This window comes from Caulobacter sp. AVps18 (assembly GCF_058681425.1).
On the sequence record NZ_CM178737.1, the window covers coordinates 420,303 to 435,588 of the forward strand.

Below are 15,286 nucleotides of genomic sequence, written 5' to 3' on the forward strand. Positions count from 1 at the left end.
CTCAAGGTCATGACCGAGCCGGTCTCGCCGCAGGAAATCCAGAGCGCGCCGCCAGGACGGCGCTTCCCGTGGCCACGCGGCCTGTCGGCGCGCCTGCTGCTGTTCACCGCCTCCGTCGTCACCCTGGCCGGCCTGATGATCCTGCCACCGACCCTGGCCGCCTATGAAGAGCAATGGCTGCTGGACCGGGTCCGGGCCGGGGAACTGGCCTCGACCATCGCCGAAAGCGATCCTGAACTGCGGGTCAGCGATCCCGTCGCCGGCCAGCTGTTCGATCAAGCCGGAGCCGTGACCGTGGCCGTTCAGGTCGATGGCGCCCGGCGTCTGGTCCTGCCACCCAAGGTCCCGATGCAGACGCCCTATCTGGTGGACCTGCGTCGGCAAAATCCCGGCTCGTGGCTGGCCGCGCCCTTTTTCACCCTGACCAGCCCGCCCGGCAGCATGGTCCGCGTGATGGCCGAACCGCGCTTCCGCAAGGCCGAGTTCGTTGAGGTGGTGTTGCCCGATGCCCCGCTGAAGGCGGAGCTGGTCGGCTATTTCTGGCGGCTGGCGGGGGTGACGATCTTCGTGGCGGGCCTGGCCGGCTTTTTTGTCTATCTGTTCCTGAACACGTTCCTGGTCCGCCCCATGCAGCGCATCACCCGTGCCATGGAGCAGTTCCGCGCCGATCCCGATGATCCGGCCGCCCGCATTGTGGTCTCGACCCGTCGCGACGAGATCGGCCGGGCCGAGCTGGAACTGGACCGGATGCAGACCGACCTGCTGACAGCGCTGGCGTCCAAGGCGCGCCTGGCGGCCCTGGGCGAAGCCGTGGCCAAGATCAATCACGACCTGCGCAACATGCTGACCAGCGCCCAGATGGCCTCGGACCGACTGGCCGCCTTGGGCGATCCCAAGGTGGCCCAGGCCCTGCCGCGCCTGGAGCGGGCGCTGGACCGCGCCATCACCCTGGCCAGCGACGTGATGGCCTATGGCAAGTCCAGGGAGCCCGCCCCGGTGGCCCGCGCCACGCCGCTGCGCGCCGCCCTCGACATGGCGGCCGAGGATTCGGGCCTGACGCCCGGCGGCGTGGCCCTGGAAACGGTGATCGACGCCCGCGAACAGGTGCTGGCCGACCCCGACCAGCTGCATCGCATCCTGACCAACCTGCTCCGCAACGCCCGCGAGGCCGTCCAGGGCGCGACGGATCGCGGCGGCAAAGGCCGCATCTTCGTGGAACTGCGGCGGGTTGAGGGCAACAGCATCCTGCGCCTGTCGGATGACGGCCCCGGCGTTCCGGCCCGGGCCCAGGCCAACCTGTTTCAGCCGTTCATGGGCTCGGTCCGGCGCGGCGGCACCGGCCTTGGCCTGGCCATCGCCCGCGAACTGGCCCAGGGCCACGGAGGCGATCTCGTCCTGGTGGAAACCGGCCCTGGTGGCTCGGTATTCGACCTGACGCTATCGGGTGCCCCGGAGCCTCTGAGCGAGGCCACCAGGACGCCCATAGTGCAGGGCGAGGCCTCACCGGTCCAGGACCGGCAAGGCCTCTAAAGCGCGTTCCGAAAAGTGGGAACCGGTTTTCGGAACGAAACGCGCGTGAAAACAAGAAACTAGAGCGGGTGATCTGATTCCATCAGATCACCCGCTCTAAAGTCCATCAGCGCTTGATCGACAGCGCCACGCCGACAAAGCGCGGCTCGCCGGCGATGAAGGTGGGGATGCCGAAGGCGTCACCCGTATTGCCCGCATCCTTGATGTAGTCCTGTTCCAGCAGGTTGGTGGCGAACGCCTCGATCTTGATGGCGCTGTCCTTGCTGGGCTGATAGCCGATGCGCAGGTTCATCAGGCCATAGGCCTTCTGCTTTTCGTCCTGGATCACGTCGCCCGTGGTCTGCAGCGCGGCCCGGTCGTTGGCATTGTCGAAAAACACCTCCGACTGCCACGTATAGGTCGGGGTGATCGTGAAACGGCCGATCGGCGCGTCGAACGCCACATTGGCACCCAGCGAGAAGCTGTCGTCGGGCGACAGGCGGAAGCGGTTGTCCTTGAACAGACCGTTGCCGAAGCGGGCCTTGCTGTGGGCATAGGTGCCGAACACCGTGGCATTGCCCGTGATCTGGAAGGTCGTCTGACCTTCAAAGCCGGTGGCCGAAGCCTCGCCCGCATTGGTCGAAACGACCTGGCCGGACGGCAGACGGATCGAGGTCTGGAAGTTCTCGTAGTCATAGCGATAGACCGCGCCCTCCAGGGTCAAACGACGATCCATGAGGGCGACCTTGGAGCCGATCTCGTAAGAGATGACTTCTTCGGCCGGGATCTCGGTGAACCGCGCCGCAGCGCCGGGAACGGTGTTGCCGCCCTGAACGACCTTGGGGCGACGGCCGGTGGCGACCGAAGCATAGAGGTTGGCGTCAGGGGTAACGGCGTAGCGACCGACGACCCGGTAGGTGATGCCGTTGTCGGTGAAGCTCTTGTACTGGGCCTGACCATTGGTGGTGGGCTGCACGAACAGGCCGCGCGGCGTGGTCGGCGTGCTACCGCCCAGCACCGAGCCGCCATTGCCCAGCACCACGCCGTAGCCGCTTTCCTTGTCGTCATAGGTGTAGCGCAGGCCGGCCGCCAGCTCGAGCTTCTCGGTCGCCTTCCAGGTCACATCACCATAGGCGTCATACGACTTGGTCTTGCCGTAGTTGGTGAAGGTTTCCAGGTGCTGGCTCTTGAGCGCCGCAAAGTTCGGGATCGCGTTGATCACGGACATGCCGGCGACGTTGGGTCGCACGAAACCCGGGATCGCGCCGGCCCGGGCGGCGAACACCTTTTCGTTGAACAGCAGCGGCACGCGCTGGCTGCCGTCTTCCCAGAAGTAGCTCAGGCCACCAAACGCGGTGACCGAACCGCCGGCGTCATAGTTCAGGCGCAGGTCCTGGCTGGCCGACTTGCCCTGGGCGTCTTCAGCGAAGGTGAACAGCGGCAGCGAGAAGCCGTCGGCGTCGAAGATCTCTTCGCCCGCGAAGCGGCGGAAGGCGGTCGTCGAGGCCAGCGAGAACGCGTCGTTGATCTTGTAATTGGCCAGGCCGGTGACGCTGAACACGTCGCGCTCGAGACCCAGCTTCTGGTCGTTCTCGAAGCCGGCCACGGTCGCCAGGGCGGCGCCCGAATTGCGGCCCAGATCACCCAGCACCGCGCCCGTGGTCGGGTCGGTCGGCAGGTAGGTCAGCGACTTGAACGAGGTGCCCGACGGGCTGTCGGACTGGTAGTTGACCAGCAGGTCGGCGTCGAAGCGCTCGGTCGGGCGCCAGTTCAGCGCGACGCGCACCGCCGTGGTCTGGGTCGAGTTGAAGTCCTCGCCCACCAGCAGGTTCTTCACATAGCCGTCGCGGTGCTTGATGCGGCCGGCGACGCGGATCGACAGGGTGTCGGTGACCGGGGCGTTGAACATGCCCTCGGCCATCATGTAGCCGAAGTTGCCGCCCTCGAAACGCGCCGAGGCGGCGTAGCCCGGACGGGCCTTGGCCTGGATGATGTTGACCGCGCCGATCAGCGCGCCGCGACCATAGAGGGTCGATTGCGGGCCCTTGGCCACTTCGACACGCTCAAGGTCGAACAGCTCGACATAGGAGCCGCGCGACTTCGAGATCGAAACGCCGTCCTGATAGACCGAAACGCGCGGCTCGTTGGTGGCCTCGCCGGAGTCCGAGGTGATGCCGCGCATCACGAAGCCCGGATTGTTGGGCGACTGGTTCTGAACCTCGAAGCCCGGAACGAACAGCGACAGCTCCTCGAATTCCTGAACGCCCAGCATCTCGAGCGTCGAGCCCGAATAGGCGGTCAGCGAGACCGGCACGTCCATCGCCTTCTGTTCGCGCTTCTGGGCGGTGACGACGACCTGCTCGACCTGAGCGGCATCAGCCGGCGCATCGACGTCGGCGGCGACGGCCATGGAAGCGACGCTGAGCGCCAGAACACTGGTGGCGGACATCAGCAAGGTGGTGTGGATCGCGCGCATCGATTATCCCCTTCGACGGTAAGCTGGAACTCAAGGTCCCGGCGGATAGGCGCCGCTCGTGTCGGACGCGCGACGAGATTGCGACGGAGCGATGAAACACCCTTGAGCCCGCTGGACGACGATACAGACGACATCGAGACCGATGCGCAGGCGCCACAAACCGAGGCCAGGCTTGAGGTTGCGCTGACCGAGGATGACGCTGGGGAACGCCTGGACAAGATCCTGGCGACGCGGTTCGAGAGCCTTTCGCGCGCGCGCCTGCAGGCCTTGATCGCCGACGGCCGACTCAGCCTGGAGGGCCGGGCGGTAACCGATGGCTCGCAAAAGGCCCGCCCGGGCCTCTACCAACTCCAGATCCCGGCCCCGATCGCCGCCGAACCCTCGCCCGAGGACATCCCCCTGACCGTCCTCTACGAGGACGCCTACCTGATCGTGGTCGACAAGCCCGCCGGCATGGCCGCCCACCCGGCCCCCGGCAACTATACCGGCACCCTGGTCCATGCCCTGCTGCACCACTGCCGGGGCAGCCTGTCGGGCGTCGGCGGGGTCGCGCGGCCCGGCATCGTCCACCGGCTGGACAAGGAAACCTCCGGCGTCATGGTCGCGGCCAAGACCGACGCCGCCCATCAGGGCCTGTCGGCGCTGTTTGCCACCCACGACATCGACCGCCTCTACATCGCCCTGACCCGCGGCGCGCCCTATCCGGCCCACGGCACGATCCAGACCCAGCTGGGTCGCTCGCCGCACGACCGCAAGAAGATGGCGATCCTCAAGAGCGGCGGCCGCGAGGCCATCACCCACTATCGCGTCGAGGAAGCCTTTGGCCCGGCCGACAAGCCGGTGGCGGCCCGCGTGGCCTGCCGGCTGGAGACCGGCCGCACCCACCAGATCCGCGTCCACCTGGCCAGCAAGGTCGCACCCTGCCTTGGCGACCCGGTCTATGGCGGCGGCCCACCAGCGGCGGGCGTGAAGGCCGTGATCGAAGAGATCGGTTTTCAGCGCCAGGCCCTGCATGCCGCCGTGCTGGGATTTGTGCACCCGATCACCGGCGAGACCCTGCGCTTCGAAACCGCCCTTCCCGCCGATATGGCGGCGCTGCAGGCCGGCCTTCTGGCCCTTTGAGCCGGCGCAGCTTGCAGCTTGGCAACAAACGCGCCCTAATTGGGCTGACAACAGGGCCTAGACCCATGACCATGCCCTGCTTGCGGAAACTCAGATGACCCCGACGCGACCGATCCTCGCCGTTCTGGCCGCCCCCATCCTGGTCGTCATGGCGCTGGGCGGCACAGCCTTGGCCCAAACGGTCGCCGACGCCGACGAAGCCGTTTCGACCGCCGCCCGCAAGATCGACCTGACAGAAGCCGAACAGGCCGCAAAGCTCCAGGCGGCCAAGGCGGCCGCGACGCCCGCGCCACGCGCCCTGACCACCGAGGAACAGATCGCCGCCTGGCTGGCCGCCTCACCGCCCGTTCGCCTTGATGACAATGCGCCTGGCGTGACGGGGCGCGATGCCGATGAGCCTCGCAGGATGCACGGCTCGGCTGGAGTGACCATCGGCACCGGCGGCTATCGCAGCGCCTATGTCTCGACCCTGATCCCGATCGGCGAAACCTCGACCCTGGGCATCGCCGTCTCTCAAACCGACTTTGGCAAGACCGCCGTCTTCCAGCCCTATGACGACTATGGCTATGGCGGCGGCTATGCCGGAGGTCGTTATGCCGAAGGTAGGGGCTGGAGCGGTGACTCCGTCAACTACGGCCATCCCGGCCGCTGGAGTCGGGGCGGCAAGCAGCAGTCGCTCGCCGTCTCTCTGGCGGTCGGCGGCGAGAGCAAGGGCCCACCCGAGGGCTGCGCCCCGGCCTTCCGCACCGACGGCCGCTATGTCGAGCCGCTGTGGGCCACAGAGATGCGCGGCGACCGCAACCCCTGCGCTCCGGGCGGCACTCGCTGATCACCCCGCAGGGCCAACCGCGTTCGCTGATGCTTAAGAGCTTTAGGTCAAGTTAGGCGGATCGGGACCTATCAGGCGTTCGCATGCAGCCGGAAATCATCGCTCACCGCCATCCCGCCACGGGCACGGTGACCTATCTCGTCATAGATCCGGCCACGCTGCTTTGCGCGATCGTTGATCCAGTGCTGGACTTCGATCCTGATACCCAGGCGATCGACACCTCCTTCGTGGATGCGATCATCGCCGAGATCCGCGCCCGAGACATGGGTCCGACCTGGATTCTCGAGACCGGCCTGCACACCGCTCACATGTCAGCGGCGGGCCACCTGAAATACGAGACCGGCGCCTCGGTCTGTATCGGCGCCGAGGTTCTGAACAGCCTCAAGCGTCTTGCGCCGGCCCTGGGCGAACACGGCGTTGACCTGGACGGCTGGGACTTCGACAAGCTGGCCCAGGACGGAGAAGTGATGCCGATGGGCGGGCTGGAGATCACCGCCCACGCCGTCAGCGGCCGTCTGCCCGGTGCCATGGCCTATCAGATCGGCGCGGTCCTGTTCACCGGCGACGCGGTGCTGGCCCCCGATCTGGGTGCCGGCCGCTGCGACCTGTTCGGCACCGACGCGGCTGACCTCTATGCCGCTGCCCGGCGCCTGCTGGCCCTGCCCGACGACACCCGCCTGCTGGCTGGCTGGACCGACGCCGCCGGCCGTGAGACCACCACCGTGGCCCAGCAGCGCGCCGAGAACACCCAGCTACGCGATGGGCTCGACCTGGAGGCCTTCCTGGCCGCCCGCCAGGCGGCCGACGCCGCATTGCCGCCCGCGCCCTACGCCGCCCAGGCCCTGCGCGTGGCCATCCGCTCGGGCAAGCTGCCGCCCGAAGACGAAGACGGCCGCCGCTTTCCGCCGACCGATCTGGGTTCGCTTTAGCCAATTGGCCATCGGCCAGGCCCTGCCCTGCCGGCCGCACACTGAGGGTTTTTCACCCCCGCATGCGACCGCGACACAATGCGCGCAATAGGGACTTGCGTTACCGCGACGACGCCGCTAGGTATCGCGCCCTCGACCTCGGGCGGTTCTTAAAAGCTCCCGAACGGCACCCATGGAGAGGTGGCAGAGTGGTCGAATGTACCGCACTCGAAATGCGGCGTGCCTGGAAGGGCACCGTGGGTTCGAATCCCACCCTCTCCGCCACTACCCTGTCCCAGCCTGGATGAACGCCTCTGCGGGAACCCGACATCCCTCTGTATAGAAAGAGGATTTCGGACTTGCGACTCAGCGGGCCTGACTCGACATCCTCGGGGACGCCTGACCGCCTCAGTTGATGTCCGTCTTCTTCGGGGCCGGGGGCGGTAGCGGGGCCACCTTAATGCCGTCTTCGATCAGGGCCTTGGCTTCGGCGGGGGTGGCCTGGCCGTAGATGCCGCGTTCTTCCGACTTGCCCTCGTGGATGTCGCGGGCCTCCTTGGCGAAGGCGTCGCCGACATTGTCGAAATTGTCCTCGACGTGTCGACGTACCTCGCCCAGGGCCGTCATCATCATTTCGCGCATGCTGGGATCGACGGCCGGAGCGACAGGCTGGGCCTTCGTGCCGCGCACAGCCGGAGCCATGATCTGTTTCGACACCCCGCTTGAGCCGCAAACCGGGCATTCGACCAGGCCGCGCGTGCTCTGGTCGTCATAGTCGGACGACGAGCCGAACCACCCCTCAAACGTGTGGGCGGCATCGCACTGGAGCGCGTACTTGATCATGATTTTGAGATCAGGGCCCGACGAAGGCGCGGGCGTTCTTGAGGGCGGGGATAGCCGCGCGGGCCTTGGCCGCAGCGGAAAGATCAAGATCGGCCAGAAGCACGCCGGGCTCGTCATGGTCAAGCACGCCGAGGATCTCGCCCCACGGGCCGATGGCGATGGAGCGGCCCCAGGTGCCGCGCCCGTCCTCGTGGAAACCGCCTTGCGCGGCGGCCAGCACGAACGAGCCGGTCTCGATGGCCCGGGCCCGCAGCAGCGCCTCCCAGTGGGCCTCACCGGTGGGCCGGGTAAAGGCGGCAGGAGCCGTCAGTATGGTCGCGCCCTTCAGGGCCAGGGCCCGGTGCAGGGCTGGAAAGCGCATGTCGTAACAGATGGTCAGGCCCAGAACGCCAAAGGGCGTCTCGACGACCACCGCCCGCTCGCCCGGCTCATAGGCCGCCGACTCTCGCGCCGTTTCTCCGGTAGGGAGGTCGACGTCGAACATATGCAGCTTGTCATAGGTGGCGACGATGGCACCGGTCGGGTCGATTACCGCCTGGCGGTTCGCCGCCTTGCCGCCCGCCTCGCGCGTAACCAGGGCCGAGCCGACATCGATCCAGACGCCCAGTTCCACGGCCAGATCGCGAAGGCCCTGAACGACGATGTCGTCTTGCAGCGACGTGAGCGACGGCAGCAGCTTGGCCCGGTCCTTCTGCACCACATTGGTGCATTCCGGCGTCAGGATAAACTGCGCCCCGCCTGCTGCGGCCTCGCGCACCAGCGGCGCCACATGGGCCAGGGCGGCCGCGTGGGTGGCCGGGGTGCGGGTCTGGATCAGGCCGACCCTCAAGGACGCAGGCTGGATCATGCGGTGAGAAGACCGTCCAGCTTGCCCTCGCGCTCCAGGGCCATCATGTCGTCGCAGCCGCCGATGTGCTGATCGCCGACGAAAATCTGCGGGAAGGTGGCGCGGCCACCCGAGCGCTCCATCATTTCCTGACGCAGCTTGGGGTCCATGCCGGCCTCGACCTCGGTGAAGTCGGCGGCCTTTTCGCCCAGCAGCTTCAGGGCGCGGGCGCAATAGCCGCAGAACGGGCGGGTGTAGATGGTGACGTGAGCCATGGCGGTGTGAATCTCTCCTTGGACCTTCATATAGGATGCGCGTGCTGTTCTGTAACGCGCGCGACGACGGCGAGTGTCACCTGGGCCGCGCCGGCGGCCATCAGGGCCCGCGCGCAACCCTCGGCCGTCGCCCCTGTGGTCAGGACATCATCGACCAGCAAGATCTTTCGACCGATCACCTGGTGGCGGCGGGTCTCGGGCACGACGAACGCGGCGGCGACGTTGCGGCGGCGGCCCACCGCCGACTTGCCACCCTGGCTCACAGTATCGCGCCGGCGCACCAGGGCGTCGGGCAGGTAGCGGGCGCCGCTGAGCCCCGCCAGCGGCCGGGCGATCTCGGCGGCCTGGTTGTAGCGTCGGCGCAGCAGGCGGCCCGGGTGCATGGGCACCGGCGCGATGGCGTCGGCCTCGTCCAGCAAGGGGACGGCGGCGCGCGACAGCCAACGGGCGAACAGGCCTGAGAGGTCCGTGCGGTCGGCATGTTTCAGCTTCAGGATCAGGTCGCGCGAGTGCTCGTCATAGACGCAGGCGGCGCGGACCCGGGCAAAGGCGCGCGGACGGGCCAGGCACAGGGCGCAATGCTGCACGGCGCCGGTGTCGAACGGCTGGGCCGCGCCGCAGCCGTCACAGACCGGATCGTCGAGGAAGGTGACCTTGCTCCAAGCTTCGGATGACAGGCCGCTGCTGAGCGCCGGACCGCCATCGAAGGCGCGGGGCGGCAGAACCAGATCCAGCAAACCGCGCCCCAGCCCTGCCAGACGCGGTCCGAGCGCACGCGCGGCTTTCCATTGGCCTCCGGAATCGCCATGTTCCGCCCACATGACCACCACGCCCCTTCTCTTCGACCGCGCCCTGCACCGCACCCGGCTGGACCGCGCCGCTCCAGACTATGCCAGCGCCGACTTCCTCAAGCGTCGGGCGGCGCAGGATGTCGTCATGCGGCTGGAGACGATCCTGCGACGGTTTCCCGTCGCCGTCGATCTGGGATCGCGAAACGGCGCGTTTGCTCAGGCTCTGTCGCAAAGCGATGCAGCGGCCAATATCGATGTGCTGTTCCAGACAGACCTGTCAGCTCGGATGCTGGCCGGCCGCTCCGGCGCGCGCGTCGCCGCCGATGAGGAGCGCCTTCCGTTCGGCGACGACACGCTGGACCTGGCCGTCTCGACCCTGGCCCTGCACTGGACCAATGACCTGGTCGGGGCCCTGATCCAGATCCGCCGGGCGCTGCGGCCCGACGGTCTGTTCATCGGCGCGATGTTCGGCGGCGCCACACTGACCGAACTTCGTCAGGTGCTGTTGCAGGCCGAGGACGAGATCAGTGGCGGAGCCTCGTTCCGCGTCTCGCCCTTCGCCGACGCCATTGATGCGGCGGGCCTGCTGCAACGCGCCGGCTTCGCGCTACCCGTGGCGGACGTGGACAGGGTCAAGGTGCGCTATGGCCACCCCCTGGAACTTCTGCGCGACCTGCGACGCATGGGCGAGACCAGCGTCCTGCTGGACCGCTCGCGCAAGCCGCTGAGCCGCCGGGTGCTGCTGCGGGCGATGGAGCTCTATGTCGAACGCTTCGCCGAGGCGGACGGCCGTGTTCCCGCGACCTTCGAGATCGTGGCGGTAACGGGTTGGGCGCCCCATGAGAGCCAGCAGAAACCCTTGCGGCCGGGCTCGGCCAAGATGCGGCTGGCCGATGCGCTGGGCGCGCAGGAGCAGTCGGCGGGGGAAAAGCCGGTCTAGCTCGCGGCCGCCGTCATCGCCGTGCCGGCCTTGTCGAAGCTGGTCCTGATCGCGCCACTCAGCACCGAGACGGCGCTGATGATGGCGATGCAGATCAGCGCCACCAGCACGCCCACCTCGACGGCGGTCGCGCCGCGTTCATCGCGCCAAAAGGCCTTCAGAGCAGATCGCGCAGCCAGGCGACCAGCGGCACGTCGGCCGGCGGCATCGGATAGTCGGCGAGCTTGTCGGGTTTCACCCATGCCAGGGCCTCGTGCTCCTTGCGCGTGACCAGGCCCTCCCAGCGCCGCAGCAGGTAGAGTGGCATCAGGAGGTGAAAAGACTCGTAACTGTGCGACGCAAACACGAACGGGGCCAGACAGGCCTGGGCGACCTTGATGCCCAACTCTTCTTCCAGTTCGCGGATCAGGCATTGCTCGGGCGTCTCGCCGGCCTCGACCTTGCCCCCAGGAAACTCCCACAGCCCCGCCAGGGCCTTGCCCTGGGGTCGCTGGCAGATCAGGACGCGGCCATCGACATCAATCAGGGCGGCGGCGGCGACAAGGACGATGGGCTTGGTCATGAGGGCGGGTTTGGCGCGAGGCGGCGCGGGTTGCAAGAGGTTGGGACACAGCCTCAATCCCCCGCCCCTTGACTTCGCACCTGCGAAAGAGGATAAGCCCGCTGCGCCCATAGGCGCTATCGGCGCTCCAGTCGCGTGAAGGTCCGTTTCGGACCAGCCTGTCGAGCGCCATGAAACTTTCCATAAGACCGCCCGGGCCACGCGGGGCGCTCCCCAACCGACCCGTCCCATGGACGAGCCGCGCGAGGACCGCGCGCGCCGTCATGCGGCAATGTCTGAAAGACAGCCAACTTGACTCAATTTACTGACCTTGGCCTGGCCAAGCCGCTTCTCAAGGCCCTGGCCGACAAGGGCTACACCACCCCCACCCCGATCCAGGCGCAAGCCATCCCCACGGTCATGACCGGCCGCGACCTGCTGGGCATCGCCCAGACCGGCACCGGCAAGACCGCCGCCTTCGCCCTGCCGATCCTGCATCGCCTGGCCGAAGACAAGAAGCCCGCCCCGCGTCGCGGCTTCCGCTGCCTGGTGCTGTCGCCGACCCGCGAGCTCGCTACGCAAATCGCCGAAAGCTTCCGCGACTACGGCAAGCACATGGGTCTGACCGTCGCCACCATCTTCGGCGGCGTGAAGTATGGCCCGCAGATGAAGGCCCTGGCGGCCGGCGTCGACGTGGTCGTGGCCACCCCGGGCCGCCTCATGGACCACCTGGGCGAAAAGAGCGCCATCCTGTCGGGCGTCGAGATCTTCGTGCTCGACGAAGCCGACCAGATGCTGGACCTGGGCTTCGTGGTGCCGATCCGCAAGATCGCCAGCCAACTGCCCAAGGAACGCCAGAACCTGTTCTTCTCGGCCACCATGCCCAGCGAAATCGGCAAGCTGGCCGGCGAGCTGCTGAAGAACCCGGCCCAGGTCTCGATCACGCCGCAAGCCACCACCGTCGAGCGCATCGAGCAGTCGCTGATCTTCATCGAAGCCCAGCGCAAGCGTCCGCTGCTGGCCGAACTTCTGGCCGACAAGGCCGTGGAACGCTCGATCGTCTTCACCCGCACCAAGCGTGGCGCTGACCGGGTGGCCAAGTATCTGGTCGCCAGCGGCATCGAAGCGGCCGCCATCCACGGCGACAAGACCCAAGGCCAGCGTGAGCGGGCCCTGGCCGCCTTCAAGGCCGGTCAGGTCAAGGCCCTGATCGCCACTGACATCGCCGCCCGCGGCATCGACGTGAATGACGTAAGCCACGTGTTCAACTTCGAACTGCCCAATGTGCCGGAGTCCTATGTCCACCGCATCGGCCGGACCGCCCGCAAGGGCAAGGACGGCATCGCCATCAGCTTCTGCGCCGATGACGAACGCACCCTGCTGCGCGACATCCAGAAGGCCACGCGTCAGACGATCCCGACCTTTGATCGTCGCAACGACAAGAGCCTGGCGGCCGCTGCAGCCGTGGCTGACAAGCTGGCCCCGCCGGAGAAGTATGTCGATCCGCGCCGCGCTGATCCCCGTAACAACGTTCCCAGCGAACTGCGCCGCCAGCGCAATCGTCCGGCCCGTAGCGGCGAAGCCGGCAAGGGTGGCGGCGGCGGTCAAGGCCAAGGCCGTAATGGCGGAGGCGGCGGTCGCAGCGGTGCGTCGAACGCTTCGGCCAAGCCGGGCGGCGGCGATTTTCGCGGCCCCAAGCGTGGCGGCGGTGGCGGCGGCGCGGTGACAGCGGTGGAAACCCGTTGGACGCCCATCGACTGATCCAGGCCACAGCCTGATCGATTTGACGGCCATTTTCGCGGGCGACTGCGGAAGTGGCCGTTTTTCGTTGCAGGCCTCCCCGGATCGAGACCCCACGCCTGCAAGCGACCATACGGTGCTTGAAACTCCCTACGGCTTGGGGTCACCTAGCGTCGGGACCGGCCTGCGACCGGTTGGGAGGGGACATAAGCGATGGCGGACGCGAAGCCGCGCGCCGGATCGACTCTGACCCGTATCGCGGGTGGAGAGATGATTGGACGTGTTCGCACGTTCGACTGGTCAAGCACACCGCTGGGTCCGATGGACGCCTGGCCCCCCAGCCTGAAGCTGGCGGTCGACATGATCCTGGCCACCAACTTCCCCATGGCCCTGCGTTGGGGTCCGCAGATGTGCCTGATCTACAATGACGCCTACGCGCCGGCCCTTCACGATCTGCATCCCCGTGCGCTGGGCATGCTGTTCACCGAACACTCGCCAGACGTCCAGGCCAGCCTGCGGACCATGCATGAAGACATCCTGTCAGGTGCCAGCGGCGGCTATGCCTTCGAAAAGCTGCCCCTGAACGTCAGACGGGACGGCGACGCGGCTCCGCGCCTGGCCTATTTCACCGTAAGCTACAGCCCCGTGCCCGACGCCACGTCCGAGACCGGGGTCGGCGGGGTTCTGATCACCGCCGTCGAGATCACAGACACCATCGAGATCGAAAAGGCCCTGCGCGACACCGAGCGGCGCTATCGCATGGCCATCCAGGCGGCGGGCGGCGTCGGGGCCTGGGACTGGGACATCAAGGCCAACAAGGTCTATGCCGACGCCGGCTATGCCCGGCTTCACGCCCTGTCGCCCGAATTTGTCGATGCGGGCCTGCCCGTTTCGAGCTTCACCCAGGCGGTTCATCCGGACGACCGCGACCGCATCCGCGACATCAGCCTGGCGGCTATGGAAACCGGCGGCGACTTCGCCGACGAATACCGCCTGATCCAGGCCGACGGCTCGATCCGCTGGGTCCACGCCCGGGGCAGCTGCGTTCTGGATGAGGACGGCACCCCGCTGCGCAACAGCGGCGTCGTGCTGGACATCACCGAGCGCAAGACCGTCGATGCCGCCCTCCAAGCCGCCCGGGCCGATCTGGATCAAGCGGTCGAGGCCGCGCGCATGGGCCGCTGGGACCACAACCCCGCCACCGGCCAGCGGTTCTGGGATGACCAGGCCCGGGCGATCTTCGGTGTCGCAGTCGACAGCCCCAATACGCAGGACGCTTACGAACGCCAGATCCACCCGGACGACCTGGAGATGGTGCAGAGCGCCGTCGCAGCCGCCCTCGACCCGACAGGCGACGGCAAGATCAATCTGGAATACCGCATCAAGCGCGCCAGTGACGGTGCCCTACTGTGGATCGAGACCTTCGGCCGGGCCTATTTCGACAAGGATGTCTGCATCCGCTTCGTCGGCGTCGTTTCAGACGTCAGCGAGCGCAAGGCCGCCGAGATGCACCTGGCGCGGCAGGAAGAGACCCTGCGCCTGGCCGTCGACGCCGCTGATGTCGGGGTCTGGGAACTGGACATGGAAACCGAGCAGCTTGTCTGGTCGGACCGCTGCTATGCGATGTTTGGTTTGCCGCCAGACACGCCGGTGAATCTGAATGACTTCTACGCCAGTCTTCACCCCGATGACCAAGCGCGGGCCATTGAAGCCATCCAGGCGTCGCTAAACCCGGCCCTACGCGCCGAGTACACTGTCGAACTGCGCGTGATCGGACGGGAGGACGGCGCCGAGCGCTGGATCAACGCCCGGGGCGAAGTGGTGTTCTCTCCAGACGGCAAGCCTCTTCGGTTCCTGGGGGCGGTCGTCAATATCACTGACCGCAAGCGGGCCGAGCTGCACCTGCGGCTGCTGGTCAACGAGCTGAACCACCGCGTCAAGAACTCGCTGGCCACCATCCAGGCCATCGCCGCCCAGAGTTTCAACGGCTCGCGCTCGCTGCCCGAAGCGCAGGAGGCCTTCACCAACCGCATCGTCGCCCTCGCAGAGGCCCACGATCTGCTGACCCGCGAGAACTGGGAAGGGGCCGAACTGCACGACATCGCCGCGCGCCTGGTTTTGCTGCACGGGGGCGCGGCGCGGTTCGAGCTGAAGGGTCCTTCGATCCGCCTGTCGCCTCGCACGGCCCTCTCGCTCTCCATGGCCCTGCACGAACTGGCCACCAACGCGGTCAAGTACGGTGCCCTGTCGGCGGAAACGGGACGGGTCGTGATCAGCTGGGGACTGGCGCCCGGTGGCGGCGGCGAACGGCTGGATCTGACCTGGGTCGAAAATGGCGGCCCGCCTGTTTCCCCACCGACCCAGCGGGGCTTTGGTTCACGCCTGATCGAGCGGGGCCTGGCTGCAGAACTGTCCGGCGAAGCCTCGATCCTGTTCGAGCCCAGCGGCGTCATCTGCAAGATCCGGGCGCTCCTGGACGCCTGAAG

The 15,286-nt window shown here is 67.4% G+C and carries 14 protein-coding genes and 1 tRNA gene; 8 read left to right on the top strand and 7 right to left on the bottom strand.

Annotation, left to right across the window (positions count from 1 at the left end; all coding sequences use genetic code 11):
• The first annotated feature begins 9 nt into the window (after nt 1-9).
• Nucleotides 10-1,530, top strand: coding sequence for an ATP-binding protein (locus tag ACW179_RS01965; protein WP_492062438.1), 1,521 nt, complete (start codon nt 10-12; stop codon nt 1,528-1,530).
• Between the two features lie 106 nt (nt 1,531-1,636).
• Here ACW179_RS01965 and ACW179_RS01970 read toward each other — a convergent pair whose 3' ends face one another.
• Entirely contained in the window at nt 1,637-3,985 is a 2,349-nt protein-coding gene (locus ACW179_RS01970) for a TonB-dependent receptor (protein WP_492062441.1), read from the bottom strand.
• 102 nt (nt 3,986-4,087) lie between these two features.
• Between ACW179_RS01970 and ACW179_RS01975 the strand changes: the two genes are divergently transcribed.
• From ACW179_RS01975 to ACW179_RS01990, 4 genes are all read left to right on the top strand, one after another.
• Complete coding sequence (locus tag ACW179_RS01975) at nt 4,088-5,107, top strand: RluA family pseudouridine synthase (RefSeq protein ID WP_492062443.1); 1,020 nt, start codon at nt 4,088-4,090, stop codon at nt 5,105-5,107.
• A 94-nt stretch (nt 5,108-5,201) separates the two neighbouring features.
• On the top strand, nt 5,202-5,936 hold the full coding sequence (locus ACW179_RS01980; protein WP_492062445.1) for a hypothetical protein: 735 nt from the start codon (nt 5,202-5,204) through the stop codon (nt 5,934-5,936).
• Between the two features lie 83 nt (nt 5,937-6,019).
• The gene (locus tag ACW179_RS01985; protein ID WP_492062447.1) at nt 6,020-6,865 is read left to right on the top strand and encodes an MBL fold metallo-hydrolase; all 846 of its coding nucleotides are present in this window, start codon (nt 6,020-6,022) and stop codon (nt 6,863-6,865) included.
• A 174-nt stretch (nt 6,866-7,039) separates the two neighbouring features.
• Nucleotides 7,040-7,129 (top strand) — tRNA-Ser (locus ACW179_RS01990).
• A 123-nt stretch (nt 7,130-7,252) separates the two neighbouring features.
• Here ACW179_RS01990 and ACW179_RS01995 read toward each other — a convergent pair.
• The 4 genes from ACW179_RS01995 to ACW179_RS02010 are packed head-to-tail and all read right to left on the bottom strand — an operon-like array spanning nt 7,253 to nt 9,609.
• Nucleotides 7,253-7,687: a DUF1178 family protein gene (locus ACW179_RS01995; RefSeq protein ID WP_492062449.1), complete on the bottom strand. Its 435-nt coding sequence runs from the start codon at nt 7,685-7,687 to the stop codon at nt 7,253-7,255.
• A gap of 10 nt (nt 7,688-7,697) precedes the next feature.
• A complete protein-coding gene (locus tag ACW179_RS02000) occupies nt 7,698-8,534 on the bottom strand; it encodes a carbon-nitrogen hydrolase family protein (protein WP_492062451.1) in 837 nt (278 codons plus the stop codon).
• Complete coding sequence (gene grxC, locus ACW179_RS02005) at nt 8,531-8,788, bottom strand: glutaredoxin 3 (protein WP_492062453.1); 258 nt, start codon at nt 8,786-8,788, stop codon at nt 8,531-8,533. The genes ACW179_RS02000 and grxC overlap by 4 nt, the downstream gene beginning before the upstream one ends.
• Nucleotides 8,789-8,814: 26 nt before the next feature.
• Nucleotides 8,815-9,609: a ComF family protein gene (locus ACW179_RS02010; protein WP_492064241.1), complete on the bottom strand. Its 795-nt coding sequence runs from the start codon at nt 9,607-9,609 to the stop codon at nt 8,815-8,817.
• On the opposite strand from ACW179_RS02010, the gene ACW179_RS02015 reads away from it, so the two are divergent.
• Nucleotides 9,608-10,519, top strand: a complete 912-nt coding sequence (locus tag ACW179_RS02015; protein ID WP_492062454.1) for a methyltransferase domain-containing protein — start codon at nt 9,608-9,610, stop codon at nt 10,517-10,519. The genes ACW179_RS02010 and ACW179_RS02015 overlap by 2 nt on opposite strands.
• On the opposite strand, the gene ACW179_RS02020 is transcribed toward ACW179_RS02015, so the two are convergent.
• Both ACW179_RS02020 and mutT read right to left on the bottom strand, forming a co-directional pair.
• Nucleotides 10,516-10,761, bottom strand: a complete 246-nt coding sequence (locus ACW179_RS02020; protein WP_492062456.1) for a Flp family type IVb pilin — start codon at nt 10,759-10,761, stop codon at nt 10,516-10,518. The genes ACW179_RS02015 and ACW179_RS02020 overlap by 4 nt on opposite strands.
• Nucleotides 10,677-11,081 carry an 8-oxo-dGTP diphosphatase MutT gene (gene mutT, locus ACW179_RS02025; protein WP_492062458.1) on the bottom strand — a complete coding sequence of 135 codons (405 nt, stop codon included), beginning with the start codon at nt 11,079-11,081 and terminating at the stop codon, nt 10,677-10,679. The genes ACW179_RS02020 and mutT overlap by 85 nt, the downstream gene beginning before the upstream one ends.
• Before the next feature lie 291 nt (nt 11,082-11,372).
• Between mutT and ACW179_RS02030 the strand changes: the two genes are divergently transcribed.
• Both ACW179_RS02030 and ACW179_RS02035 read left to right on the top strand, forming a co-directional pair.
• A complete protein-coding gene (locus tag ACW179_RS02030; RefSeq protein WP_492062460.1) occupies nt 11,373-12,821 on the top strand; it encodes a DEAD/DEAH box helicase in 1,449 nt (482 codons plus the stop codon).
• 192 nt (nt 12,822-13,013) lie between these two features.
• Entirely contained in the window at nt 13,014-15,284 is a 2,271-nt protein-coding gene (locus tag ACW179_RS02035; RefSeq protein ID WP_492062461.1) for a sensor histidine kinase, read from the top strand.
• The last annotated feature ends 2 nt before the right edge of the window (nt 15,285-15,286 follow it).

Excerpts from the sequence above, each read along its gene's own strand:
- mutT (WP_492062458.1), bottom strand. The coding sequence starts at position 11,081 with ATGACCAAGCCCATCGTCCTTGTCGCCGCCGCCGCCCTGATTGATGTC.
- grxC (WP_492062453.1), bottom strand. The coding sequence starts at position 8,788 with ATGGCTCACGTCACCATCTACACCCGCCCGTTCTGCGGCTATTGCGCC.
- ACW179_RS01965 (WP_492062438.1), top strand. The coding sequence starts at position 10 with ATGACCGAGCCGGTCTCGCCGCAGGAAATCCAGAGCGCGCCGCCAGGA.
- ACW179_RS01980 (WP_492062445.1), top strand. The coding sequence starts at position 5,202 with ATGACCCCGACGCGACCGATCCTCGCCGTTCTGGCCGCCCCCATCCTG.
- ACW179_RS02020 (WP_492062456.1), bottom strand. The coding sequence starts at position 10,761 with ATGGGTGAAACCCGACAAGCTCGCCGACTATCCGATGCCGCCGGCCGA.
- ACW179_RS02035 (WP_492062461.1), top strand. The coding sequence starts at position 13,014 with ATGGCGGACGCGAAGCCGCGCGCCGGATCGACTCTGACCCGTATCGCG.
- ACW179_RS01995 (WP_492062449.1), bottom strand. The coding sequence starts at position 7,687 with ATGATCAAGTACGCGCTCCAGTGCGATGCCGCCCACACGTTTGAGGGG.
- ACW179_RS01970 (WP_492062441.1), bottom strand. The coding sequence starts at position 3,985 with ATGCGCGCGATCCACACCACCTTGCTGATGTCCGCCACCAGTGTTCTG.
- ACW179_RS02010 (WP_492064241.1), bottom strand. The coding sequence starts at position 9,609 with ATGTGGGCGGAACATGGCGATTCCGGAGGCCAATGGAAAGCCGCGCGT.
- ACW179_RS01985 (WP_492062447.1), top strand. The coding sequence starts at position 6,020 with ATGCAGCCGGAAATCATCGCTCACCGCCATCCCGCCACGGGCACGGTG.
- ACW179_RS02015 (WP_492062454.1), top strand. The coding sequence starts at position 9,608 with ATGACCACCACGCCCCTTCTCTTCGACCGCGCCCTGCACCGCACCCGG.
- ACW179_RS02000 (WP_492062451.1), bottom strand. The coding sequence starts at position 8,534 with ATGATCCAGCCTGCGTCCTTGAGGGTCGGCCTGATCCAGACCCGCACC.